This is a genomic window from Acinetobacter sp. GG23, from assembly GCF_057766365.1.
Genome location: NZ_JBYMDJ010000013.1, coordinates 31364 through 54894, shown reverse-complemented (window position 1 = coordinate 54894; position 23531 = coordinate 31364). Strand labels below are relative to the sequence as shown.

General features: G+C 38.7%; 23 protein-coding genes and 1 tRNA gene. 16 read left to right on the top strand and 8 right to left on the bottom strand.

Going from position 1 to position 23531, the window contains the following annotated elements; genetic code table 11:
- The first annotated feature begins 104 nt into the window (after positions 1–104).
- Complete coding sequence (bioB, locus tag AC3CAU_RS16290; RefSeq protein WP_131217098.1) at positions 105–1094, top strand: biotin synthase BioB; 990 nt, start codon at positions 105–107, stop codon at positions 1092–1094.
- Between the two features lie 373 nt (positions 1095–1467).
- On the opposite strand, the gene AC3CAU_RS16285 is transcribed toward bioB, so the two are convergent.
- The 3 genes from AC3CAU_RS16285 to AC3CAU_RS16275 all read right to left on the bottom strand — a co-directional run bounded on the left by AC3CAU_RS16285 (position 1468) and on the right by AC3CAU_RS16275 (position 4356).
- On the bottom strand, positions 1468–1692 hold the full coding sequence (locus AC3CAU_RS16285; RefSeq protein ID WP_131217100.1) for a hypothetical protein: 225 nt from the start codon (positions 1690–1692) through the stop codon (positions 1468–1470).
- Positions 1693–2687: 995 nt separating this feature from the next.
- Complete coding sequence (locus AC3CAU_RS16280) at positions 2688–2888, bottom strand: hypothetical protein (RefSeq protein ID WP_131217102.1); 201 nt, start codon at positions 2886–2888, stop codon at positions 2688–2690.
- A 1391-nt stretch (positions 2889–4279) separates the two neighbouring features.
- Positions 4280–4356, bottom strand: a tRNA-Ile gene (locus AC3CAU_RS16275).
- A gap of 808 nt (positions 4357–5164) precedes the next feature.
- Between AC3CAU_RS16275 and AC3CAU_RS16270 the strand changes: the two genes are divergently transcribed.
- Positions 5165–5746 (top strand): 1-acyl-sn-glycerol-3-phosphate acyltransferase, encoded by a 582-nt coding sequence (locus tag AC3CAU_RS16270; protein ID WP_131213426.1) that lies wholly within the window; start codon positions 5165–5167, stop codon positions 5744–5746.
- A gap of 114 nt (positions 5747–5860) precedes the next feature.
- Positions 5861–6610, top strand: coding sequence for a YebC/PmpR family DNA-binding transcriptional regulator (locus AC3CAU_RS16265; RefSeq protein WP_447054300.1), 750 nt, complete (start codon positions 5861–5863; stop codon positions 6608–6610).
- A 95-nt stretch (positions 6611–6705) separates the two neighbouring features.
- Here AC3CAU_RS16265 and AC3CAU_RS16260 read toward each other — a convergent pair whose 3' ends face one another.
- Together AC3CAU_RS16260 and AC3CAU_RS16255 are read right to left on the bottom strand one after the other, a co-directional pair.
- Positions 6706–7176 carry an Lrp/AsnC family transcriptional regulator gene (locus AC3CAU_RS16260; protein WP_131213428.1) on the bottom strand — a complete coding sequence of 157 codons (471 nt, stop codon included), beginning with the start codon at positions 7174–7176 and terminating at the stop codon, positions 6706–6708.
- A gap of 871 nt (positions 7177–8047) precedes the next feature.
- On the bottom strand, positions 8048–8812 hold the full coding sequence (locus AC3CAU_RS16255) for a glutathione S-transferase family protein (protein WP_131213429.1): 765 nt from the start codon (positions 8810–8812) through the stop codon (positions 8048–8050).
- Positions 8813–9191: 379 nt separating this feature from the next.
- On the opposite strand from AC3CAU_RS16255, the gene AC3CAU_RS16250 reads away from it, so the two are divergent.
- The 9 genes from AC3CAU_RS16250 to AC3CAU_RS16210 all read left to right on the top strand — a co-directional run bounded on the left by AC3CAU_RS16250 (position 9192) and on the right by AC3CAU_RS16210 (position 18511).
- The gene (locus tag AC3CAU_RS16250) at positions 9192–10394 is read left to right on the top strand and encodes an SfnB family sulfur acquisition oxidoreductase (protein WP_447054299.1); all 1203 of its coding nucleotides are present in this window, start codon (positions 9192–9194) and stop codon (positions 10392–10394) included.
- A 12-nt stretch (positions 10395–10406) separates the two neighbouring features.
- Positions 10407–11630 (top strand): SfnB family sulfur acquisition oxidoreductase, encoded by a 1224-nt coding sequence (locus AC3CAU_RS16245; RefSeq protein WP_447054298.1) that lies wholly within the window; start codon positions 10407–10409, stop codon positions 11628–11630.
- The gene (locus tag AC3CAU_RS16240) at positions 11630–13054 is read left to right on the top strand and encodes an LLM class flavin-dependent oxidoreductase (protein ID WP_131213436.1); all 1425 of its coding nucleotides are present in this window, start codon (positions 11630–11632) and stop codon (positions 13052–13054) included. Before AC3CAU_RS16245 ends, AC3CAU_RS16240 begins: the two co-directional genes overlap by 1 nt.
- A gap of 15 nt (positions 13055–13069) precedes the next feature.
- Complete coding sequence (locus tag AC3CAU_RS16235) at positions 13070–13900, top strand: MetQ/NlpA family ABC transporter substrate-binding protein (protein WP_131213438.1); 831 nt, start codon at positions 13070–13072, stop codon at positions 13898–13900.
- Between the two features lie 4 nt (positions 13901–13904).
- Complete coding sequence (locus AC3CAU_RS16230) at positions 13905–14741, top strand: MetQ/NlpA family ABC transporter substrate-binding protein (protein WP_447054297.1); 837 nt, start codon at positions 13905–13907, stop codon at positions 14739–14741.
- Positions 14742–14752: 11 nt separating this feature from the next.
- Entirely contained in the window at positions 14753–15823 is a 1071-nt protein-coding gene (locus tag AC3CAU_RS16225; RefSeq protein ID WP_131213443.1) for a methionine ABC transporter ATP-binding protein, read from the top strand.
- Positions 15804–16463, top strand: a complete 660-nt coding sequence (locus tag AC3CAU_RS16220; RefSeq protein ID WP_131213445.1) for a methionine ABC transporter permease — start codon at positions 15804–15806, stop codon at positions 16461–16463. Before AC3CAU_RS16225 ends, AC3CAU_RS16220 begins: the two co-directional genes overlap by 20 nt.
- Positions 16464–16575: 112 nt before the next feature.
- Positions 16576–17667 carry a redox-regulated ATPase YchF gene (gene ychF / locus AC3CAU_RS16215; RefSeq protein WP_131213447.1) on the top strand — a complete coding sequence of 364 codons (1092 nt, stop codon included), beginning with the start codon at positions 16576–16578 and terminating at the stop codon, positions 17665–17667.
- Between the two features lie 517 nt (positions 17668–18184).
- Entirely contained in the window at positions 18185–18511 is a 327-nt protein-coding gene (locus AC3CAU_RS16210; protein WP_131213449.1) for a hypothetical protein, read from the top strand.
- 74 nt (positions 18512–18585) lie between these two features.
- Here AC3CAU_RS16210 and AC3CAU_RS16205 read toward each other — a convergent pair whose 3' ends face one another.
- On the bottom strand, positions 18586–19119 hold the full coding sequence (locus AC3CAU_RS16205; RefSeq protein ID WP_447054296.1) for an Mpo1 family 2-hydroxy fatty acid dioxygenase: 534 nt from the start codon (positions 19117–19119) through the stop codon (positions 18586–18588).
- A gap of 97 nt (positions 19120–19216) precedes the next feature.
- Between AC3CAU_RS16205 and AC3CAU_RS16200 the strand changes: the two genes are divergently transcribed.
- A complete protein-coding gene (locus AC3CAU_RS16200; RefSeq protein WP_447054295.1) occupies positions 19217–19918 on the top strand; it encodes a Crp/Fnr family transcriptional regulator in 702 nt (233 codons plus the stop codon).
- 120 nt (positions 19919–20038) lie between these two features.
- Here the strand turns inward: AC3CAU_RS16200 and AC3CAU_RS16195 are convergent, their stop codons facing one another.
- Together AC3CAU_RS16195 and AC3CAU_RS16190 are read right to left on the bottom strand one after the other, a co-directional pair.
- Entirely contained in the window at positions 20039–20185 is a 147-nt protein-coding gene (locus AC3CAU_RS16195) for a hypothetical protein (RefSeq protein WP_165493986.1), read from the bottom strand.
- Between the two features lie 262 nt (positions 20186–20447).
- Complete coding sequence (locus AC3CAU_RS16190; RefSeq protein WP_131213455.1) at positions 20448–20930, bottom strand: hypothetical protein; 483 nt, start codon at positions 20928–20930, stop codon at positions 20448–20450.
- Between the two features lie 101 nt (positions 20931–21031).
- Here AC3CAU_RS16190 and AC3CAU_RS16185 point away from each other — a divergent pair, with 101 nt between their 5' ends.
- From AC3CAU_RS16185 to purT, 3 genes are all read left to right on the top strand, one after another.
- The gene (locus AC3CAU_RS16185) at positions 21032–21787 is read left to right on the top strand and encodes an AzlC family ABC transporter permease (RefSeq protein WP_447054294.1); all 756 of its coding nucleotides are present in this window, start codon (positions 21032–21034) and stop codon (positions 21785–21787) included.
- A complete protein-coding gene (ygaH, locus tag AC3CAU_RS16180) occupies positions 21777–22124 on the top strand; it encodes an L-valine transporter subunit YgaH (RefSeq protein WP_447054293.1) in 348 nt (115 codons plus the stop codon). Before AC3CAU_RS16185 ends, ygaH begins: the two co-directional genes overlap by 11 nt.
- A 174-nt stretch (positions 22125–22298) precedes the next feature.
- Entirely contained in the window at positions 22299–23513 is a 1215-nt protein-coding gene (gene purT, locus AC3CAU_RS16175; protein WP_171459105.1) for a formate-dependent phosphoribosylglycinamide formyltransferase, read from the top strand.
- Positions 23514–23531: the final 18 nt, after the last annotated feature.

Genomic DNA, 23531 nt, shown 5'->3' with positions numbered 1-23531 from the left:
AAAATAATCGATAGATACTATGAAATTTGGCTTTTTATGCCTTTAGATTTAGTTTAAATTAGGTATGATAAATAATAAATAATGATGATTATGGATTTTCGCCAATGAATGTACGTAATGACTGGACACGTGAAGAAATTCAGGCTTTGTATAGCCAGCCTTTTTTGGATTTAGTTTTTGAAGCACAACGCATTCATCGTGAAAACTTTGATCCAAATACAATTCAAGTCAGCACATTACTTTCAATTAAAACCGGTAAATGTCCTGAAGATTGTAAATATTGCTCACAGTCAGCACGTTATGACTCAAAACTTGAAGCTGAAAAACGTATTGCTGTCGATAAAGTGATTCAAGAAGCCAAAGAAGCACTTGCTTCAGGTTCTTCACGTTTCTGCATGGGTGCTGCATGGCGTAATCCACATGAACGCGACATGCCGTATGTATTGGAAATGGTTAGTGAAGTGAAAGCACTGGGCTTGGAAACCTGCATGACGTTAGGCATGCTCAATCAATCGCAAGCCGAACGCCTGAGTGAGGCGGGGTTAGACTATTATAATCATAACCTCGACACCTCTCGCGAATATTATCCCAATGTGATTACCACCCGCTCTTATGATGATCGTTTAAATACTTTGGATCATGTCCGTCAAGCAGGTATGAAAGTCTGTAGTGGTGGAATTGTCGGCTTAGGTGAAGACAGTAAAGATCGGATTGGTCTTTTGTACGAACTCGCAACCTTACCCCTTCATCCTGAATCTGTACCTATCAACATGCTCGTTCCTATTGAAGGTACACCACTTGCAGAGGTAGAGAAACTCGACATCACCGAATGGATTCGTACTATCGCGGTTGCGCGAATCATTATGCCTAAAAGCTATATTCGTCTTTCTGCTGGGCGTGAGTCTCTATCAGATGCGGACCAGGCCTTGGCTTTCATGGCAGGTGCCAATTCTCTTTTCTCTGGGGAAAAACTTTTGACTACTCCAAATGCTGGCGAAGGTAAAGACAGACAATTATTTGATAAGTTGGGCTTGGTTGCAGAAAAGGCCAAACCGACGGTTAAAGAGTTATCTGTAGATGCAATGGCAAGTTAAATGATTCATTTTTATTGTTAATAAAAAAGTCCTCTTTGAGTAATGCCAGTCTATTAAGAAATTGACTGGCATTTTTTATTTTTGGACTCATCATGTTTTTGATACACGGAAACGTCATTCGCAACTGTTTGAGGCAGGATTACATTAATAAGCTAATGTTTCTGCAACTGATTTGCTACCCAGTAGTAGTGGACGAGTTTTGCGAATGACGAATGCTTTTGGTTCTTTTGGCTAAACAAAAGAACTGACGAACTTCAAATATTTGATTTAAAAAAATAAGACTCCGCGATGAATAACCTAAAAGCTAAGGAGTTTATGGTCAAACCCCTTAACTGAGCAGCATTACCTTAGTGGTCTTTTTTTCTGGGAAAAATTATTCTGCAAAATTATGTGCCGTAATTAAAATACCATAACTGCTGTTTAAATAATCCCCTACTCGAATGATATCGGTACCATTGGCATGATACACGACTAATTCTTTAGAAATCGTATCATAGGTGAATGAATCGAAACTGTCTTGATGATGACATAACCACATTAATGTATCTTCAAGATGCTCATTCACAATATAAGTTTTTGCTTTAAAATCTTTGTTCATTGGCCTTAGCCTTGCCTAAGTAAAAATTTTTACTTATCCATTATTACTAATTTTGCGCTAGAAACAAAGAAGTGAGCTAAAGCTCACTTCTTTGTTAGAAATAGAATTCAATTAAAGTGGCTTATTAACCCCACACTTCCTACATTCCTTATGATTTTCCCCAATTTCCTCCATGTGCTCATACTCATACACATGTAAACAAAATAATTTCATAAGTAATTGAAGCATTTTCTAAACTCCCTTTTGCTTGTTTTTAAAATTCAGTTTTTTTAAATACATTTCATCCTGAAACAACCGTGTGATTAAAAAACCATCACCACTACTTATTACCATATTTTTGAGATAATTCAAATAACTTAGCAACAATTTTTAGAGCAAATTACAAAATTAAAACTGATCTCGACACGGCAGGAGAATCAAAAAATCTATTAAAATTATAGTAGTATTTCATCAGCTGTAATAAATCTTGTTATTCAATAAGTAAAAAATTAAATAAAAATAAAGTATAGACACAATAATTTTTTTAAAGAAAAAGAATTTACATCAATTAATTATGAAGAATTAATCAAATCATTCAATATATTGCCACTAAAGCTAAATTTAACTTCAAGACTAATTTATAGACATGAAATAGAGGAAAATTTTCTGATTTTTTAAATAAATGTTAGAACAGTAAATTTCATAAGGTATTAAAATGCTCTTTAGTCCATTCTTGATTTCATCCTAGTCATCATTTGATGAAACTTAGGATTTGAACGGATTAAACTTTGATATTTTGCCAGTTCTTCATAACAGAACTGCAGTTTTTAGTTTGTATATACTCTCGTATAATTAAATCACTAATAAAAAAAGAAAAATCTCACTAAATTGGTTAATATTTAGGAGAAGTTTGCGGAACATTTGTTTCTCTATTTTGATTATTTTTGAGGAATAAAGTGCTCTACTGTTCTTTCGATAGGCAATAAAAAAGCCCAACATTAAATTGGGCCTATACTCTACTCTTCGACTTCTATGGGATCTCCGTCCTCCGGACGGATATGACGTACCCCATCATCTGCTGGATCAACACTCGAACCATCTTTCGTAATAGTGTTGTACATCTCATCCTCTTTCTTATCATCGATAAATTCTTCATCTTCGAAATCTTGAGGTTCACTATCATCTTCGAAATCTAAAGGCTTTTCTTCATCTATCATGGCGATCCATCACTTATTCAAACAAGAAAGTATTATGCTCAAACATTCGATAAAATTATTCAATACCCAACAATCATCCTTTGTGTAACTAACTCTTAAATATTAGGCGTATCTACGTAAGATTTAATTTATGCCCATCATGTTATAAGTATTACAAATAAAAAAGAAAAACCCAAATAATAATAGATCCTTAGTAAGGTTTTATGTGGCGTAAACCACCCGTCTAGTCAGACAATCAATTAATTAATGACTCATGTTTACCACATTTACGACATTCTTGTGTATATCCATGCTGATGATGGTAATCAAATTCATAAGCATGTAAGCAAAATAGTTTTCGGAAGAATTGGAGCATTTACTTCTCCTTGATTTCAGACAAAAAAATACCTCCTGCTAAGGAGGTTAAAATTTAAAATCAGAAACTACAGCGATAGATTCTAAATACATATTCTATATAAACTTGATTTTTAATCATTGGCAAAAAAATACTTTAAAATTCAATTTAATAATTAATAAAAAATTTAAAATTTCAATTCGCACTAATATCCGAAATTTTGGTTCTTAAGAGCCTCTTCTGCCTCTTTTATAACTCGTTGAATATCTTCTCTCTTCTGCCTTTGTGCCTGAACATATACTGATATCATGAGGCATAAAGATCCCATCATTAATATTCCGAGCAAAATTGCTAGTCTTCTATTTTGCATATCATTGATATTATAGTTAAGTAGACTTATCAATTTACTTTTTTATTATTACGTTTCAATGATGGAATATACCAAAAATTAAATTTATATTTTTGAAAAAATTGAATTAAAACCTATAAAATTTATTTAGTTAATTTAATCCTTACTAATTTTTTGTAATGAAATTTATACTTCGTAAAAAAGAAATAACTTTTACAAGAATAAATAAAAAGCCTACTTAATTCTCTCTAATTAAGTAGGCTTTTCAATTCATAGGTTTCTTATTGTTGTTTTTAAGTTCTTGGAATAACAATAATATACCTTCAAAAACATCGAAAAAAGTATAGAAAATACAACTTTTATGTTTGAAGATGTTTAGCTTAAGTTACTTTTCTTAACCAATGTTTATATTCCAACCCTTTAATGATTGATTAATAATCAGCAATTAATGACCATCTAATTTGGTCAGCGGAGTAAGATTGCACATATTTTTTCACTCCTCATTTTATCTTACTTTTTTGCTGATGAAAAAAGCCAACTTATCGAAATAGCTATGCGGTCTAATTTTATCAATTTATTTTTTCTTTTTTACTAGATCATCTTCTATTTCTCTGCAGTGATTACAAGGTAGCATCTTACATAGTGCTTACATGGATTCAGACATTAAAAAACCCCTTACGATTAGTACACGTAAGGGGTTGATTTATTTGGTGGGCCCAGACAGACTTGAACTGTCGACCAACGGATTATGAGTCCGCTGCTCTAACCAACTGAGCTATAGGCCCTTATAAGCTGAAATTGTTATATATCAACAAGTTCAAGCGAGGCAATACTAACGAAGATTTTTTCAAAAAACAAGCATTTTCGCTTTTAATTGCACAGTAACACAACAATTCTTTTAATCATTTATTTATAACTTATATTTTAAAAAACTTGTGATTGATAAAATTAAGTAATCATAATTTTTTATTTTAAAAAAATAAATCCAGATAATAAAAATATCTGCTATACCACTCAGGCAATTTTAATATTCAACATTAAATGCTAAAAGAATGATAAATTTATTATACTTATAAGGTCTTAATTTAATTACTTAGCCCTTATTTTCAGTATTTATTCAAAAATTAAAAAGAGGAATTAATTTTTCTAAACATTAGATTAGCAACCTAATTAAGAACCAAAACTGCGTTCTTTACGGGATTCTAGAAGAATTTCGATCAAAGACCACACAATAACCAGCGTAAACAACCCGAACGCCAATAAAAAAGTCGAAAAATACATCATTCTTTTCAATCCTTATTAAACAGAAGCGAAGTTGAACCATCTGTTCAGAAACTTATATCTTCGACAAAAGTCTAATAGTTATTTTTTGATCTGAATAGTCATTTTAACTCATTATTAAGACTTAATTTATATTAAGTAATATTTTTAAAATATTTATTAAGGTCTGTTTATATATAAAAACAATTAATACATGCATTTTTAAAACTATATTCATCTGTATTTATTTGTTCATTTTCAACACATATCCTCTTGACTATAAATACGAACAAGCAGAAATTAGCTGACTTTCGAATTGTCTAATTTCCTCCTATGTTAAAAAAATTACTTGGTGAATCCGCATTTAAACTTGCGGGATGGACCTATCATGTTGAACCCGATGTACTTGAGAATAAACAGGTCATTGTAGGCTTTGAACATACTTCGATGATGGATGCAGTTCTTTCCCTTGCCCTCTTTCAGATTTATGATATGAAAATTCATACCTTGATTAAAAGAGAATTATTTAAGGGTCCGATGAAACCGTTATTAGAAGCCATTGGCGGTATTGCAGTCGATCGTAAATCCAATAAGGATATCGTGTCTGTTATGGTTGAACATTTTCAGCAAAATGAAAAATTCAATCTGGTGATTGCACCTGAAGCCACGCGTGCCAAAACTGGTGAAACAAGAAGACCGATACGTACAGGTTTCTGGCATATTGCCAAAGCAGCTGGTGTTCCTATCGTTTTAATGTATGCCAATTCAAATACCAAGCAAGGTGGCATTTTAGGAAAAATATACCCGACTGAAATCAACCATGACTTAGCTTTACTTAAACAACTCTATAAAGATAAGGTAGGTCTGGATATTGTTATTCCAGAACCTAAAAAAATTACTGAAGATAAGATCTAAGTGACATTTGTTTAAAAAACTCAAAACCTAGCCCTTTCTAAGAAAAAAGGGCTTATGGTAGAATTTGACACATTCGATTAGGCATAAAGCCAATCTACAAGGAGCATATTTCGCATGGCGGGTCATTCCAAGTGGGCCAATATCAAGCATCGCAAAGCAAAACAAGATGCGAGCCGTGGTAAAGTTTTTACCAAATACATTCGTGAATTAACCACAGCTGCAAAACTCGGCGGTCCCGATGTGGGAAGTAACCCTCGTCTACGTGCTGTTGTCGAAAAGGCATTGTCTGTAAATATGACACGTGATGTGATCAACCGTGCTGTTCAACGTGGTGCGGGTGGCGAAGATAACGATGACTTAAAAGAAGTCACTTACGAAGGGTATGGTGTGGGTGGTGTAGCTGTTCTAGTCGAGACAATGACAGACAATTTAAACCGTACTGTACCTGACGTTCGTCATTGCTTCTCTAAAACCAATGGTAACTTAGGTACAGCAGGTTCAGTGGCTTATCTATTTACCAAACGTGGTGAAATTACTTTTGAAGACGTTTCTTTAGAAGATAAAATCATGGACGTGGCTTTAGAAGCGGGTGCTGAAGATATTGAAGTTGATGAAGATCAAATCTTAGTCATCACGACCCCTGAAAGCTTTGGTGACGTACAGGATGCTTTATCTGCGGCAGGTTTAAAATCTGACAACGCTGAAGTTGTGATGAGTCCATCAACTAAAGCTGAAATTACAGACGTCGATCAAGCCAAAATGATTTTGAAAATGATTGATATGTTTGAAGATCTTGATGATGTTCAAAACGTTTATACTAACGTAGAATTTTCAGATGAAGTATTAGAGCAACTTGAAGGCTAATATCTTTTCTAATCTAAAACGCACCGCATGGTGCGTTTTTTATAAGCTTAAAAAAACAAATAATCATTGTTCCAATATAAAAATAAATTTTCGCCTCATACCCGGTTGAGTAAGCCGCTACAGTTCAACACATTATATTCTTTAATCACAAAGCTCGAATGCAATGCCACCACATGCTCAATTTTACCAATACGTTTTAAAAGAATTTCACTGTAATTTTCCATATCTTTTGCGACCACTTCGACAATAAAATCGGCAGATTGACCTGTGACTAAAAAGGCATTAATTACTTCAGGAATATTTTCCAGTTCTTCTAAAAACTTAGCGAAAGTATCGGTGTCATGTTTATTTAAAGATACCTGTAATAAAACATGCAGGCTAAAACCCAACTTGGCATAGTTAATATCACGCTTTAAATGCGTCATGATATTGGCTTCAATCAAATGCTTAATCCTTCGATGCACAGAGCTTACAGAAAGATTAATCCGTTCTGAAAGTTCATTTAAATTCGCATCTTCCTGATTCAAAATTTCCAGAATTTGTTTATCGAAACGATCCAGTTCCATTTTTATACTCTTTCTCAATATCCAATAAATACGTAAAATACTACCCTATATCCGTCATACAATAATCACTTATTTTTCATAAATTTTTAATATTATGAAAATATTTTCCAAAGACCAAATTCATTCATAGAGAAAATTTTGATTCATGCTGAGTTAGATGACTATGGGTCATTTAATTATAAAAAAATGCCCCATGGTAATGTCTATTAAATCTTTATTTTTAAATGCTTTGAATTCAGGACTAACTTTAAGATAAAACTGATCAATTGGAGTATCCAAAACACGACCACCAGCTATCTTCTACAGCTGTATAAAAATAGATTGAAAGAGAAGCGTCCTAGTAAAAATAAAAATAGCGCATTTTTAAAAACATATATTACACAAGCAAGGGGTACAGCTTCTAAATTTCTAAGCCTCATAAAAACCAACCTGGGTCCTGTGTAACTGCGGAAACGCAAACAAAAACTTCACTAAGCGGCTTAATTAGTAACCATATCGACATTTCTGCCCTCACGAACTGACCTTGGCAGTCTAAGTGAATGCGACTTCAATGCTATAGACTTAAGCTGAGTATTAAGTAATTTCAATAATGACAACAAGCTAAATTTTGGCGGTATAGAAGATATTTCATCTGCTTTAAAACAGTTTTGATTTCGGCAGCATCGTCGAAGGGATTCAGAGTATTACAAATTCAATTCGCAAAATTTTGGGTAGCAGCACACGACCGAGTTAAGATGCATCATCTTTACCAACATTAACACCCAATTTAGAACTCGGTCAGCCGATTGCATTTGGTTAAGTGGGATTTGGTAAGTCACTGAGTAAGCATAAAAATAAGCACTATAGAGTGTATGTTCCTCTGAATTACGTTTTAAATACCACGCCAGTCTACGCGAGCATTGCGTTCGGTTTGATAAATCCGCAGTACATATTGCCCGATCGGCAATTCAGTTAAAGTCTCTTTATATTTTTTAAATTCTTCAGACAAATCTTCACCATGCTCTTTTTCCCAAGGCGTACCCGGGATTTCCAAAAGTGGTGCAAGCATTGAACAGACAGCAATATCAGCCAAACCTAAACGCTCACCGACAAAATAACGTCCATGATTTTCAATTAAGCGCTGATTCAGAAGTTCAACCAAATCATCCATGCGCTGTTTAGACTCTGCCACTTTATCTGAATTCAGCTGATAACCTTTAGACAACAATGCTTTGATAATTGGTTTTGAATATTTTTCAAATTGGCGTAAATAGCCTTTTTCACCAATCAGAATATCGAGAGATTCCTCGCTTTCAGTCAAAGTATGCGCCAAGCCCCAGCGACGCACATGCATCCCCAACTCTGTGGCTTGATGATTAATTTCTAAAGCTAGCTCACGCTGTTGCAAATCAGCACGTAGCAAAGAATGTTCTGGATAGACTTCATCTAAATACAGTGCAATTTCAGTCGAATCCGCAATCCAGCGGTCTTGGTCACGTAAAATGGGTAAACGGTTTTGCCCTGTTTTTAATTGTGCAAATGCACGATGCACACCTGGGATCAGATTATGGGCAATATAATCTAATTCTTTATGATCGAGCAACCAGCGAGCTTTCTCACAAAAATGAGATAAAGGAAACTGGTATAAAATTCGCATAAAATCTCCACAGTTGTTTTTTTAGCTCTGGCTATAAAAAACCAGCGCCCTTGGTCGGATACTTTAGACATCCTATCTTAGAAATACAATGTACTTTTTATTCAAAAATAGCCGTTTAATCTTTAACGCTAGCCCCTTTATTTTTATACATTTTTTTGTCTTGATTATCTTTAAAGCAGATAAACCACTAAAAAAACTTTAAATAAAAAACTTAATAAATTTAATTTATGAAGATTTTTAAATACTTAACATATTCGAATTCATTCAAAAACTATCATTTTTTATCCTAAAGATCATTTTTCATAAGCTTTGCTAAAGCAATTACTTAATTTTAAAGCTACTTACTTGTAGCGTTTTGATATCGATTTAAGGTGTCATTATGTCTCGTTTAATTTCAGAAAATATTCATGTAATTGAAAACGATCTTGAAGCCATTCATGCTGCTTATCATGTCGCAGATTTTGCATTGGAAGGTCGCAATGACCGTGATCAACAACGCTTCTTGCCTTTTGCTGAAATTGATTTATTCAGTCAGAAAGGCTTAGGTGGCATTCGAATACCAAAACAATTTGGTGGCGCATTCGTTTCCAATAAAACCTTGGCACATGTATTTCGTATTCTCAATAAAGCGGATTCCAGTGTGGGACAAATTCCGCAAAACCAGATTGCCTTATTGAATATGATCCAGATTATGGGGACAGAGCAGCAAAAACAGTTTATTTATCAAGAAATTTTACAAGGCAAACGCTTGGCCAATGGCGGCCCGGAACGTCATACCAAAGACAGTAAAACCTTAAATACGCTGTTAACCCTTGAAGATGGTCATTACTTTGTAGACGGTGAAAAGTTTTATTCGACCGGTAGTAGTTTTGCCCACTGGTTGGCGATTAAAGCCATTCATCCAGAAGGTCATGTGGTTTTAACCATTGTGAATCGTGATGCTGCCGGTGTTGAAGTTGTTGATAACTGGAATGGCTTTGGTCAGCGTACCACTTCAAGTGGCACGGTCAAACTCGACCATGTTGAAGTCGATCCCTTACTGATTTTTGATGAACGTAAATTATCAGCGCAACCATCTTATCGGAGTGCTTATTCTCAGCTGATGCAAGTAGCGATAGATGTCGGCATTGCTGAAGCAGCCTTTTCCGATACCGTTACAGCCGTACAGAAAGCACGTCCGATTGTCGATGCACGAGTTGAAAAAGCCAGTTTTGAACATTACACCTTGCAAGAAGTCGGTAAATCGAATGTGTTACTGGATGCTGCCATCTTGTTACTCGATGAAGCGGCTGAGTATTTAGATGAACTGGATCAACTCGATTCCGTAACGGATGAACAAGCAGCAAAAGCCTCTATTTTAGTGGCTGAAGCAAAAATCTATGCCAATGATGCTGCTTTGCACATTTCTGAAAAGTTACTGGAACTTGGTGGCAGCCGTTCTAGTCTGAGTCAGCACAACCTTGATCAACATTGGCGCAATGCCCGTGTGCATACCTTACATGATCCCGTGCGATGGAAATTGCATGCTTTAGGTGACTACTACCTCAATCATAAGCTACCTGCCCGTCACGCCTGGATTTAAGGAGTAATAAAAATGACTTTATATCAAGAACTTAACCAGTATAAAGCACAACAATTGGTTCATGCACATATTATTCAGTCTGATGCAGAAGCGCTGGAAATTGCACGTGCTTTAGTAGAACAGTTTAAACAGAATGCTGTACAACGTGATGCCGAGCGAATTCTGCCTTTTGAAGAAATTGAGGCGTACAGCCAATCCGGCTTATGGGCCATTACCGTACCCAAGCAATATGGTGGTGCAGAGGTTTCAAGCTATACCGTGGCGCAAGTCATCGCCTTAATGAGTGGTGTAGATGGTTCAATTGGTCAGATTCCGCAAAATCATTTTTATGGACTGGAAATTTTACGCAATACCGGCACAGAACAACAAAAACAAAAACTCTATGCCGAAGTTTTAAAAGGTGCCCGTTTTGGCAATGCCTTGGCCGAATTTAAAACCAAAACTGCTGCACAAAAGCAAACTGCAATCAGTGCAGTCGACGGCGGATATATTGTGAATGGTGAAAAATTTTATTGCACCGGCAGTTTATTTGCACATCGCATTCCGACCTTGGTCAAAGATGAACATGGCCGTGAATTTCTGGCTTTTATTCCGCGTCAAAGTCAAGGCCTGGAATTAGTAGATGATTGGTCGGGTTTTGGACAACGTACCACCGGCAGCGGCACCGTTAAATTTAGTAATGTTTTTGTAGAAGCGGAAGATGTTATTCCATTTGATACTGCCTATTTAAAGCCGACCATTTCCGGCCCGTTTGCCCAATTGATGCATGCTTCTATTGAAACCGGAATTGCCCGTGCAGCATTTGAAGAAACCCTGATTCGTGTGCGTCAAGCGCGCCCATGGATTGATTCAGGTGTAGACAAAGCCACTGATGATCCGCTCACCCTGTTTGAACTGGGTCGTATTGTTGCCGATGTGCGTGCCTCTGAAGTGTTACTGAAACAGGCAGCACGTTCTATTGACGCTGCCAAGCCACAACCGACCGTTGAAAATATTGCTAAAGCTTCAATCGATGTCGCAAAGGTGCGTGCACACAGTACTGAAACTGCATTGAAAGCATCGTCAAAATTGATTGAACTGGCAGGCAGTCGTGGCAGCCAGCGTGAAGATGGGCTGGACCGTTTTTGGCGCAATGCCCGTGTACATACCCTGCATGATGCCTCTCGATGGAAATACTATTTCATAGCCAATCATGTGTTAAACGGTGTATTACCGCCACGTCGGGGGACATTGTAATGACAACAACCTCAACGCCAAATACAGCAAAAAAAATTCTGCTCAATGCCTTTGACATGAACTGTGTCGGGCATATCAACCACGGTTTATGGACCCATCCACGTGATGAGTCACATCGTTTTAATGAACTCAGTTACTGGACGGATTTGGCTCAAACCCTAGAACAGGGTCTGTTTGATGGCTTATTCATTGCTGACATTACCGGGGTTTATGATGTCTATCAAAATGACATTGATTTGACTTTAAAAGAATCAATTCAGCTGCCGAGCCATGATCCCTCTACCCTGGTCTCAGCTATGGCTGCCGTGACACAAAATCTAGGTTTTGGTATTACGGTGAATTTAAGCTATGAATCACCCTATCAATTTGCCCGCCGTTTTGCGAGTTTAGATCACCTGACCCATGGCCGTATCGGCTGGAATATTGTCACCGGTTACTTAGACAGCGCACAACGCCTGATTGGTGAAAAAGGCTTGAAAGACCATGATCTGCGCTATGCGCAAGCCGAAGAGTTTTTACAGCTTTGCTATAAATTCTGGGAAGGTTCCTGGGAAAACGATGCCATCTTAAAAGATAAACAGAATCGTATTTTTACCGATCCCGCTAAAGTTCATCCAGTTCAGCATCAAGGTCAGTTTTACCAAAGTCAGGGTGTGTTTCAGGTTTCACCATCGATTCAACGTACCCCTGTTTTATTTCAGGCGGGCGCGTCTCCTCATGGTTTAGCTTTTGCGACTCAGCATGCAGAAGGCATGTTCATTGGGGGCGATCAACCGGAAAAAATCAAAAAACAGGTCGATCAAATTCGTCAGCAAGCCACCGATCAAGGACGTGATCCTGAAGCAATTAAAATTTTTGTCGGCATTACCGTGGTGACTGCTGAAACTGATCAATTGGCTCAGCAAAAACTGGATGAATATATTGCTTATGCCAGTCCTGAAGCGGGTCTTGCCCATTTTTCCAGTTCAGTCGGTATTGATTTATCTAAATTTGCCGATGACGAAGCCATTCCCTATCAAAAGACCAACAGCATTGCTTCAGTGAACAATAAGTTTAAAGAACAGAAAATCACTAAAAATGATTTAAAAGCGCAGCATGTACTTGGTGGACGTTATCCCTTAATTGTCGGCAGCGGTACGACTGTCGCTGAAAAGTTGATTCAACTGCTGGATGCAACAGGAATCGATGGTTTTAACCTGACCCGTACCGTTGCCCCTGAATCGCACTATGATTTTGTCCGACTGGTGATTCCTGAATTACAACAGCGTGACCGTTATAAAACCGCATATGAACACGGCAGTTTAAGACACAAACTCTTTAATCAAGGCGACCGACTGTCTGCCTCACATCCTGTTCAGCAATTTCGATGTCAAAGCTCCGCCTCAACTTCGAACTCTAACTTAAAGCAAAAACAATCCGCATAAATTTTGAGGTGCAACATGGCACAAACAGCGAAAACCAAATTCACCATTATTGGGGTGATTATTGCCGCCGTAATTATTGGACTGGCAGTCTGGAATCAACAAAAAAAATCTGTTCCTGATGAACTAGTGATTGGTATTAGTCCCTCCTTTGCCAAACCGTTACAGGTCGCAGCTGATGAGGCCAAACAACAAGGCGTAAATGTGAAACTGGTAGAATTCTCTGACTGGAACACACCGAATATCACCCTGAATCATGGCGATATTGATGCCAATTTCTTTCAGCATCAGCCTTTTCTGGATAACGCGAAAAAGAAAACCGACTTTAAGATCAAGGCATTCGCTAAAGGAGCTGCAACGCATGTGGGTTTGTATTCAAAGAAAATCAAAAGCTTTGATGAATTAAAAGACAATGCCAAAGTGGTCGTTCCCAATGATCCAGTGAATCAGGGTCGTGCATTATTACTTTTACAACAGGCAAGACTGATTACCCTTAAAGATCCTGAAAACTATTTATCTAGCCTGAAAGACATTGCGGCCAACCCTAAAAAATTACAGTTTGTAGAAGTGGAAGGCCCACAAACCGCACGTGCCATTGATGATGTCGATCTGGCTTTTGGCTACCCGCATTACTTACGTCTGGCGAAAACGGCTGATCCGGAACAAGCCTTGTTATTTGACTCTAACACTGACACACGCTATGCCATCCTGTTTGCCGTGCGTGATGACTATGAAGATAAAAATGACAAGCTGAAAAAGTTTGTTGATATCTATCAGAACTCTGCAAAAGTGAAACAAGCTTTAGATACCGATTTTGGTGCCAAACTCTGGTTCCCGGGCTGGAAATAAGATCATGTCAAATACAGTTAAAAACAATACCAAACTTTGGGTCATCGCAGCAGTAGTGATTGCACTTGTGGTCGGGTTGACAGGCTATCGCTGGATCAATAGCGATAAAAACAGCAGCACCCTTAAAATAGGTATTAGCCCACCCTATGCTGAACTTTTAAGAAGTGTGGCTGACGATGTTAAAGCCCAAGGTATTAATGTCGAACTGATCGAGTTTTCAGACTGGCAAGCACCCAATGTTGCGGTTCAGAACTGCGATATTGATGCCAACTTCTTTCAGCAGAGTGTGTTTCTGGCCAATGCCGTACGTGAAACGGGTTATAACCTGCATGCCTTTGGCAAAGGTTCTGGCAGTCATGTCGGTTTATATTCCAAAAAATATCGTTCGCTTAATCAAATTCCAGATCAAGCCAAAGTAGTGGTGCCGAATGATCCTGTGAACTTATCCCGTGGCTTGACGCTATTGGCTCGTGCAGGTTTGCTTACTGTAAAAGATATCAACAATGAATTGACTACATTGCAGGACATCACCAGCAACCCGAAACAGCTCAAGTTAATTGAAGTTGAAGGTCCACAAACAGCGCATGCGTATAACGAAGCTGACCTGATTATGGGCTTCCCGCATTATTTAAAAATGGCCAAAGTCGCTGACCCAAATTCAGCCCTAATTGTCGACCCAGTGGATAAAAAATACGCCATTTTATTTGTGACGCGTAAAGACTACCCGGATCAAGACCAAAAACTGGCGACTTTTGTCCAAGCCTTTCAAAACTCTGCCAAAGTTCGCGAAATTTTGAATGAAGATTTTGGCCAAGGCATGTGGTTTGAAGGCTGGAAATAAGGAGAATAACCATGGTGAGTTTCGGTTCACAAATCGATTTTTCCGTGCCGCATATTCAAATCCGGCACTTGAATAAATTTTATGATGTACAGGACAAACAGGTACATGCCTTAAAGAATATTAATCTAGATATTCCACAAGGCAAGATTCTGGGCATTATTGGTAAAAGTGGTGCAGGCAAATCCTCGCTGCTTCGTACCCTAAATGGATTGGAACAGGCCAATGAAGGCAATATTCATATTCATCAACAGGAAATAGCCACCTTAAGTCATCAGGATTTAATTCAGTTGCGCCAAAAAATTGGCATGATTTTCCAGCATTTCAATTTAATGTCGGCAAAAACCGTTTGGGAAAATGTCGCCCTGCCTTTGAAAATTTCCAACTTTAATAAGGCGGACATTCAACAGCGCGTCAATGAAGTGCTGGAACTGGTCGGGCTGAGCGATAAGGCGCAACATTATCCGTCACAGCTTTCGGGTGGGCAAAAACAGCGTGTCGGGATTGCCCGTGCTTTGGTTAGTCATCCTGAAATTTTACTCTGCGATGAAGCGACTTCTGCACTCGATCCTGAAAGTACCTCGGTTGTGCTTTCCCTGCTCAAAGAAATCAATCAGAAACTGGGAATTACCATTGTGTTGATTACCCATGAAATGCAGGTGATCCGTGAAATCTGCGATCAGGTGGTGGTAATTGAGAAAGGCGAAATTGTAGAGTCTGGGCAAGTCTGGTCTGTGTTTTCTAATCCAGAACAGCCGATTACCCAAGAGCTACTCAATCTGGAACAACTGAATTTGCCATTTACCGTTTATCCAGAAAAGGACAATGCGGCTTCACATACCATTTTAAAACTGAAATATGCCAGTGAAGCTAGACATTCTCCTGATCTTGCACAAATTTTAAATCGCTTTGGGCATTCGGTACATCTCTATCAAAGTCATATTGATACCATACAAAATCATTTAGTCGGTACGTTAATCGTTGGTATAGCTGATCTAGATATTGATCTCCAGCAACTCACGCAACAATTAAAAAACCAGATTGCGCATCTAGAGGTATTGGGCTATGCACGACCAACTCATTGATCTGTTGATTACTGGCACCATCGATACTTTAGTGATGGTCGGGGTTTCAGCATTTTTTGCCTTGCTGATTGGTCTGCCGATGGCCGTGATTTTGGTCAATACTTCGGAATACGGTATTTATCCTTCGAAAAGCATTAATCAGTCTTTGGGATGGATCGTAAATATTACCCGCTCCATTCCCTTCCTGATTTTAATGGTCGCACTGATTCCATTGACTCGACTTATCGTTGGCACCAGTTATGGGGTATGGGCAGCCGTTGTTCCCTTGACCTTAGCTGCAACACCTTTCTTTGCACGTATTGCGGAAGTCAGTTTGCGTGAAGTCGATCAGGGCTTGATCGAGGCTGCACAAGCCATGGGCTGTAACCGCAAACAGATTGTCTGGCATGTACTGCTTCCAGAAGCGCTACCCGGTATTGTGGCAGGATTTACCGTCACTTTAGTTACCATGATCAACTCATCCGCAATTGCTGGTGCTATTGGCGCAGGCGGTTTGGGAGATATTGCTTACCGTTATGGTTATCAGCGTTTTGATATGCAAATCATGCTTGCCGTTATTGTTGTACTGATTGTTTTAGTCATGCTCATTCAAACAACGGGCGACACCCTTGCCAACCAACTGGACAAACGTAAAATTTAAAGGATATACATTTCAGTTGTTTTCAATAAACATGAAAGCCATGACCTGACTTTGTGGTGGCTTTCATGTAAAATCAGCCACAATTTTTAAAGTATACTTTGTGAGTCATTACATGGGTTTTAATTGCGGTATTGTCGGCTTGCCGAACGTTGGTAAATCTACACTTTTCAATGCATTGACTAAAGCTGCGATTGCTGCAGAAAACTTCCCGTTCTGTACCATTGAACCAAACACCGGTATTGTTCCTGTACCTGATCCACGTTTAGACAAATTGACCGCCATTGTAAAACCACAACGCGTGATTCCAACTTCTATGGAATTCGTTGATATTGCAGGTTTGGTTGCAGGTGCCTCTAAAGGTGAAGGCTTGGGTAACCAGTTCCTTGCCAACATCCGTGAAACCGATGCAATTGCACACGTGGTTCGTTGTTTTGAAGATGAAAACGTGATTCATGTAAATGGTAAAATTGATCCGCTAGATGACATCGCAACCATCAACACAGAACTTGCACTGGCTGACCTTGAAGCCGTTGCCAAAGCCATCACCCGTTTAACAAAATCTGCAAAAAGTGGCGACAAAGAAGCGATTGCTGTTAAAGCAATTTTGGAGAAAATCCAACCATTACTGGATGAAGGCAAACCGGCTCGTGCAGCTGATCTTGATGATGATGAACGTAAATTGGTGCGTGGTTTTGGTTTAATGACTTTAAAACCAACCATGTACATTGCCAACGTGGCTGAAGATGGTTTTGAAAACAATCCACATCTGGATGCAGTTAAAAAATTAGCGGCTGAAGAAAATGCGATTGTGGTTCCACTTTGCAACCAGATTGAAGCAGAAATTTCTTTGCTTGAAGATGAAGACCGTGCTGAATTCCTTGAAGCAATGGGTATGGAAGAACCTGGTCTTAACGTGGTAATCCGTGCAGGCTATTCACTGCTTGGCTTACAAACATACTTCACTGCAGGTGTACAAGAAGTTCGTGCATGGACAGTTAAGGTTGGCGCGACTGCACCTCAAGCGGCCGGTGTGATTCACACTGACTTTGAAAAAGGCTTTATTCGCGCTGAATGTGTTGCTTATGATGATTTCATTCAATACAACGGCGAAGCTGGCGCAAAAGAAGCTGGTAAATGGCGTCTAGAAGGTAAAACTTACATCGTTCAAGACGGTGATGTTTTACACTTCCGTTTTAACGTCTAATCCGACAGCAAAAAAGCCAGCGCTACGCTGGCTTTTTTATTTTCTTAGATTGTTAAAATTGACTTAAGATAAATCTTTAAGTCCCTACAATATGCAGCTTTAATCCGAGCATTGAAACATCCCTTCTTTTTCGGGCTAAATATGGAGATAGTTTAAAGTTCAGGAAGCCTCGAAACATGGTTTATGAAAGAAGTGCTAACCCGCCCGTACTTTTCCATTTTGATTAATTCAACTTTGAGAGTTAATTAGATACCTTATAATTTTGCATTAGATCCAGTTTTTAATATGAATGGTTTTAATACCTAATATCTTAGGCTATTTAATATAAGCGCAATCCACTATTTTATTCTGATTTAATCAGATCCCGCATAAGCTTAATGCTAGCTTAAAACTAAAAATATGCCGACAATTTCATCCTAAAATTTTGCTGTTTAGCAACCATGTTACAACTCAATCCCTGATCAAATTTGCCTAATTTATCTACAGGCACTAATGCCTTTATTTCAGAATAATGAAAATGAAAAAACTCAGCACAATCTTTACAGCAGCTATCCTCACTATGCTTAGTGCAACTGCATTTGCTTGCCCTAAAGGCACCACCATGACGGGAGGTACAGGTCCAAATCATAAAGGCGGTAAATGTGTTTCAACTGCCCATGCTCCAAAACATACAGCAAATCATGAGAAAAAAGCAGAGCATCAAATGATGAACTCAGATCACAACATGATGAAAACGGATAAAAAAGCTGCAACTTCCGCCTCTAAAACTACTGCACCTCAAGCCCCTATGCATGAAAATATGCACGAAAACAAAACCCCTGAAAAACAGGCATCCAAATATTAAAACGACCTGCCTCATAACGGTACATAAAAAAGCCGGTTCAATAAACCGGCTTTTTTATGTTTAAGCTATGCATGTTAAGTGATATTCACAGTCTTGACATCCATTTCAGCGCGTAATAGACGTGCATGATCAAGCATACGCTGCTCCAATTCCTTACGAAAACCGAGCATAAATACCAGTTCTGCCAAAACAAATAAGGGCCCAATCGCTAAACCAATAATATCATCGGTAAAAGCAGGCTTTTTCTTCTCATAAAAATGTCCCACAAACTGAAATACCCAACCTACCACAAAAATACCAATACTTAAGCTTAACCAAACTACGAGTTCTAGATGGGCAATTTTCAAAGCCAAGGGATAGGCAGCGATCAGAATGATCAACATAATTAAAGCAAAAATTCGGTCGAGGCTAAAATAGTAAATACTGGTGACTACTATCAGCACTAATGCCAAGGTGATTTCCATTCCTGACTGCATCACCCCTGCTCTTGCAGTTAAGCAGAGAATCGCAAACACAATTAAAGGAATACCCACAAAATGCGTCAAAATATTTTTGTGATCTAGGTGATACGCTGCATACTGGCTTAACAGCTGTTCTAATTTGGTCATGTTACTCTTCCTTGCTACACTCATCCTTTCACTATATAAAAAAACCCAAGACAAAGTTGTCGGCTAAATGACAACTGACTTCAAAAAAGGAATTGAAGTGCTAGAACCCATTTATATTAATCATTTAAAACATAACGCGTGGTTTTCACAATTACCTTCAATGTTCAAGGAATTTATTATCAGTCATGCTGTTCAACAGCATTTTGCTAAGGAACAGGCCATCTTTCGTTCAGGAGATTCATTCAATGGCATCTATGCTGTTTTAGAAGGCGCGGTTTGCTTAGGCTATATCGATGTTGAAGGTAAAGAATCCGTAGCGGCGATAGTGGAACCGATTATGTGGTTTGGCGAAATATCACTGGTCGATGCCCAGCCCCGCTCCCACAATGCCATTGCGACTCAAAAGAGCCTGATCTTACACATTCCCAGTGCAGCGATAAAAAATTTACTGCAACAATATCCTCTGTTCTGGTATCACATTGCACAATTGACCAGTCAAAAGTTACGCTTTGCTTTTTTAGAGCTGATTGCAATTCAGACGCAAAGCCTCACGCAACGTTTAGCGCAGCGCTTACTCTTTATATTAAATGGCTATGGCAATCATTTGATGATTGAAACAAATACCATTCATTTATCTCAAGAACAATTGGCGCAAATGCTGACCTGTTCCCGACAAACCGTAAATCAGGAACTGCAAGACTTAGAGAAGCAGAGTATTTTGCGGCTTTCTTTTCGGAAAATCGAAATTTTAGATCTGGGTAAATTGCACCGAATCGCACATGCATCTTCAGACTTTTAAATAACAGAATATACAAATGAGATCTGAATGATTGAGAGGCAGTACCGTTACAATATTTATCTTATTTAGGCCTCATTAGGCCTAGATTAATATCGCACTTATCATTCTTATAGCAATCCATTACGAACGTAATTGGCAAACATTAACGTTATCAAAATCATTGCTACAAGGCGCAACTTCATTTTCACTTTCTGATGTAGATTGGATTGACTGTAATTGTTCTGCTGCAATTACCCCATTACTCACAGCACTCAAAACAACAGCCATACTTATTGATAAAAACACTTTATGAAACAATTTTTCTTACTCCTGATAATTTTAGAGTTAAATTAAATTAGAATTTAATCCAAATAAATATAAAATAACACCAATTATTATAAATAAATTATCACTTGGCGATAATTCTATATAATTATTGTATTATTGTATTATTGTATTATTCTCTTATTCATTCTTTAAAACTATAAGTAGAAATAAAATTCAAAAAATGAACGAAAAAAAACGAGGCCTTTGCCTCGTTTTAACTATATTAAACCCCTTTCTTTTTCGGGTCAGTATTTCCAAGTTCAGGATTATCAATTGCATCCTTACACTGTTGCTTATCTCGTTCGTAATCTGTCTGCTTTTGTGCAACCGAACTGGATTGATCTATCGTTTCACGCGCCCATATTTCCAGACTGGTCAATGCTTTACGACAAAGAGCATATTTTCCTTCAGTCACGGAATCAGTCATTTTGACATTAATACGCCAATCGGTGCTTAACTTTCGGGCCGGCTTACGAACCTGTTCTTCAAGTACGTCCAGTTGTTTTGCATATACCAAACCGTCAACCTGATTCATGAATTTCCAGGCTTCATTGGCATAGCTGGTCGCATCATTAGTGAGCTTGGGTGCAGCCTTAATTTCAACTTTCTGTTTCGGTTCTTCAGATGAGTTACCACAAGCCTGCAATGCAAAAATACTGCACAGTACAGAAATCATCACTATTGCACGTGATTTGAACGCAAACATATCCGCTGCCTATACAAACATTTCGGCACTATGCTAGTGAATTCGGGTAGAATACTCAATCAACATTTTCCCCTCATTGTCTAATTCTCCTTAGGTGTGTCGTGTCTGAGCACAAAATCCTTCCAGTACAAGCTGCTGGCTTTTGGCAAGGCGCTAAAGATAGTCAAGCCATTATTTTTACCTATCTTCCTGTTTCTTTTGCTTTCGGTGTTTCTGCAACACAATTTGGCTTTACTCCTTGGGAGGCCCTGTTTTTATCCTGCTCTATGTATGCTGGTGCCAGTCAGTTTTTAGTGGTGGCTTTACTGGGTAGTGGTACATCCATCTGGATGACAGCCCTCACCGTGATTGCTTTGGATATTCGCCATTTACTCTATGGTCCAGCCCTTCAAAACCTGATTCAAGATAAATTAAACCTAAAAAAGACAGCCTTTTGGGCGTGGGGTCTAACCGATGAAGTGTTTGCTTCCGGGATGATTAAACTATCGCAACGTCGTCAGGAATGGTCTGAGTCCTGGATGTTGGGGGTAAGCCTGTTCAGCTGGATATCATGGGCTTTAGGTTCGTTCTTAGGGGGCTTATTCGCGGACCAAGTCAGTCACTTACCGCAATTCTTGCAAGCCGCACTGGATTTTCTGCTTCCTGCCCTGTTCTTGAGCTTCCTGCTGGCGGCATTTGAAAAGAAACATACTTTTATCGTCGCTGTCTGTTTAATAATTTCCGCTATCGCCTACTATTTCATTAATTTATCGGCTGCGATTTTCATTGGAATTTTATCTGGTATTTTAGCCGGTTTATTTAAGCATTATATTTTAAAACAGCATGATGATGAATTTGGAGAGCCTCATGAATCTTGAAATTATTCTGGTGGGGATCATTGTCGGAATTGCCAATTTTGCTTCACGTTTCGGTCCTTTTTATGTGCTTCAAAAACATCAGCAAAAATCACAAAAACGTGGCTCGGTCTGGATCAAAATTGCTTTAGGCAGTATTGGTATTGCCGCGATTAGTTCCATGCTGGTGGTCGCCACTCTTCCGCCGCTGATGGAAACACCAAATAAAAGCTTTGCCATGCTGATGGGTTTTCTAACCTTAGCCAGTCTGTATTTTAAGTTTAAGCAAATTGTTCCTGCGACTTTAACCGCAGCCGTGACGTATGGTTTGATTTATACTTACCTGCCTTTTTATTTCTAAAGCCTATAGATCCAAACTCCCTATCAAGGGCCTTCTTTTCAAAGAAGAATTTAAGGAGATTTTTTTAACAACTTTATAAATAAAATTGTTAGACAATATCATTATTTTATGTGAATCCAGGCTTATCACCCCAATCAGTTCTGCTATGCTAAAAGCCCATAAAATCAAGCATGGATGATTTACATGAGCGTGACTATTGGTACTCCCCTTCAAGCTTCTGCGTTTAAAGTTTTGCTATTAGGTTCAGGAGAGTTGGGTAAAGAAGTGGTGATTTCTCTGCAACGTCTCGGCGTGGAGGTTCACGCTGCTGACCGTTATGATCACGCACCTGCCATGCAAGTTGCACATTATGCTTATACTTTAAATATGGCAAATGCCGAACAACTCAAACAACTGATACAACAAGTTAAACCCAACCTCATTATTCCTGAAATTGAAGCCATTGCGACTGAAGTTTTAGTTGATATTGAACAACAAAATATTGCGACTGTTATTCCATCAGCAAAAGCCGTCAACCTCACCATGAACCGTGAAGGTATCCGCCGTTTGGCCGCCGAAGAACTGGGTTTACCAACTTCTGCCTATCGTTTTGCCGACTCGATTGAATCTTTCCGCGCGGCTTGTGATGATATTGGCTATCCGAATTTCGTCAAACCAGTGATGTCTTCTTCAGGTAAAGGACAATCGCGGGTTAAAAATTTTGATGAGGTTGATGCAGCTTGGGAATATGCCCAAACTGGCGGTCGTGTGAATCAAGGCAAAGTCATTGTGGAATCACAAATTGATTTCGACTTTGAAATTACCTTACTGACAGTTCGGGCTAAAAATGCAGAAACGGGTGAAATCGAAACTCAATACTGCGACCCGATCGGACATCGTCAAGATGCTGGCGATTATGTCGAAAGCTGGCAGCCTCAAGCTATGACTCCAGCAGCTTTAGAGGAATCTAAACGGATTGCACATAAAGTAACAGCAGCCTTGGGCGGTTGCGGTATTTTCGGAGTCGAACTGTTTGTCAAAGGCGATAAAGTATGGTTTAGTGAAGTATCACCACGTCCGCATGATACGGGGCTTGTGACACTTGCATCGCAATTCCAGAGCGAATTTGAACTGCACGCACGTGCCATTTTAGGCCTGCCTGTGAATACAACACGCCATAGCGTTGCAGCAAGTGCAGTTATTTATGCGGGTGTTGATGATCACAATCTGTCTTTTTCTGGCTTAAATCTTGCTTTATCTAATCCGGACACAGATTTACGGCTTTTTGGTAAACCCGAAGGTTTTAAACGTCGTCGCATGGGTGTGGCAACGGCACGTGCCGAAACAACCGATCAAGCACGTGAACTTGCATTGCATACGGCGACTCAAGTCATTGTTCAGCAAAACTAAACGTATCACCTTATTTAT

Excerpts from the sequence above, each read along its gene's own strand:
- bioB (WP_131217098.1), top strand. The coding sequence starts at position 105 with ATGAATGTACGTAATGACTGGACACGTGAAGAAATTCAGGCTTTGTAT.
- AC3CAU_RS16285 (WP_131217100.1), bottom strand. The coding sequence starts at position 1,692 with ATGAACAAAGATTTTAAAGCAAAAACTTATATTGTGAATGAGCATCTT.
- AC3CAU_RS16280 (WP_131217102.1), bottom strand. The coding sequence starts at position 2,888 with ATGATAGATGAAGAAAAGCCTTTAGATTTCGAAGATGATAGTGAACCT.
- AC3CAU_RS16270 (WP_131213426.1), top strand. The coding sequence starts at position 5,165 with ATGTTAAAAAAATTACTTGGTGAATCCGCATTTAAACTTGCGGGATGG.
- AC3CAU_RS16265 (WP_447054300.1), top strand. The coding sequence starts at position 5,861 with ATGGCGGGTCATTCCAAGTGGGCCAATATCAAGCATCGCAAAGCAAAA.
- AC3CAU_RS16260 (WP_131213428.1), bottom strand. The coding sequence starts at position 7,176 with ATGGAACTGGATCGTTTCGATAAACAAATTCTGGAAATTTTGAATCAG.
- AC3CAU_RS16255 (WP_131213429.1), bottom strand. The coding sequence starts at position 8,812 with ATGCGAATTTTATACCAGTTTCCTTTATCTCATTTTTGTGAGAAAGCT.
- AC3CAU_RS16250 (WP_447054299.1), top strand. The coding sequence starts at position 9,192 with ATGTCTCGTTTAATTTCAGAAAATATTCATGTAATTGAAAACGATCTT.
- AC3CAU_RS16245 (WP_447054298.1), top strand. The coding sequence starts at position 10,407 with ATGACTTTATATCAAGAACTTAACCAGTATAAAGCACAACAATTGGTT.
- AC3CAU_RS16240 (WP_131213436.1), top strand. The coding sequence starts at position 11,630 with ATGACAACAACCTCAACGCCAAATACAGCAAAAAAAATTCTGCTCAAT.
- AC3CAU_RS16235 (WP_131213438.1), top strand. The coding sequence starts at position 13,070 with ATGGCACAAACAGCGAAAACCAAATTCACCATTATTGGGGTGATTATT.
- AC3CAU_RS16230 (WP_447054297.1), top strand. The coding sequence starts at position 13,905 with ATGTCAAATACAGTTAAAAACAATACCAAACTTTGGGTCATCGCAGCA.
- AC3CAU_RS16225 (WP_131213443.1), top strand. The coding sequence starts at position 14,753 with ATGGTGAGTTTCGGTTCACAAATCGATTTTTCCGTGCCGCATATTCAA.
- AC3CAU_RS16220 (WP_131213445.1), top strand. The coding sequence starts at position 15,804 with ATGCACGACCAACTCATTGATCTGTTGATTACTGGCACCATCGATACT.
- ychF (WP_131213447.1), top strand. The coding sequence starts at position 16,576 with ATGGGTTTTAATTGCGGTATTGTCGGCTTGCCGAACGTTGGTAAATCT.
- AC3CAU_RS16210 (WP_131213449.1), top strand. The coding sequence starts at position 18,185 with ATGAAAAAACTCAGCACAATCTTTACAGCAGCTATCCTCACTATGCTT.
- AC3CAU_RS16205 (WP_447054296.1), bottom strand. The coding sequence starts at position 19,119 with ATGACCAAATTAGAACAGCTGTTAAGCCAGTATGCAGCGTATCACCTA.
- AC3CAU_RS16195 (WP_165493986.1), bottom strand. The coding sequence starts at position 20,185 with ATGGCTGTTGTTTTGAGTGCTGTGAGTAATGGGGTAATTGCAGCAGAA.
- AC3CAU_RS16190 (WP_131213455.1), bottom strand. The coding sequence starts at position 20,930 with ATGTTTGCGTTCAAATCACGTGCAATAGTGATGATTTCTGTACTGTGC.
- ygaH (WP_447054293.1), top strand. The coding sequence starts at position 21,777 with ATGAATCTTGAAATTATTCTGGTGGGGATCATTGTCGGAATTGCCAAT.
- purT (WP_171459105.1), top strand. The coding sequence starts at position 22,299 with ATGATTTACATGAGCGTGACTATTGGTACTCCCCTTCAAGCTTCTGCG.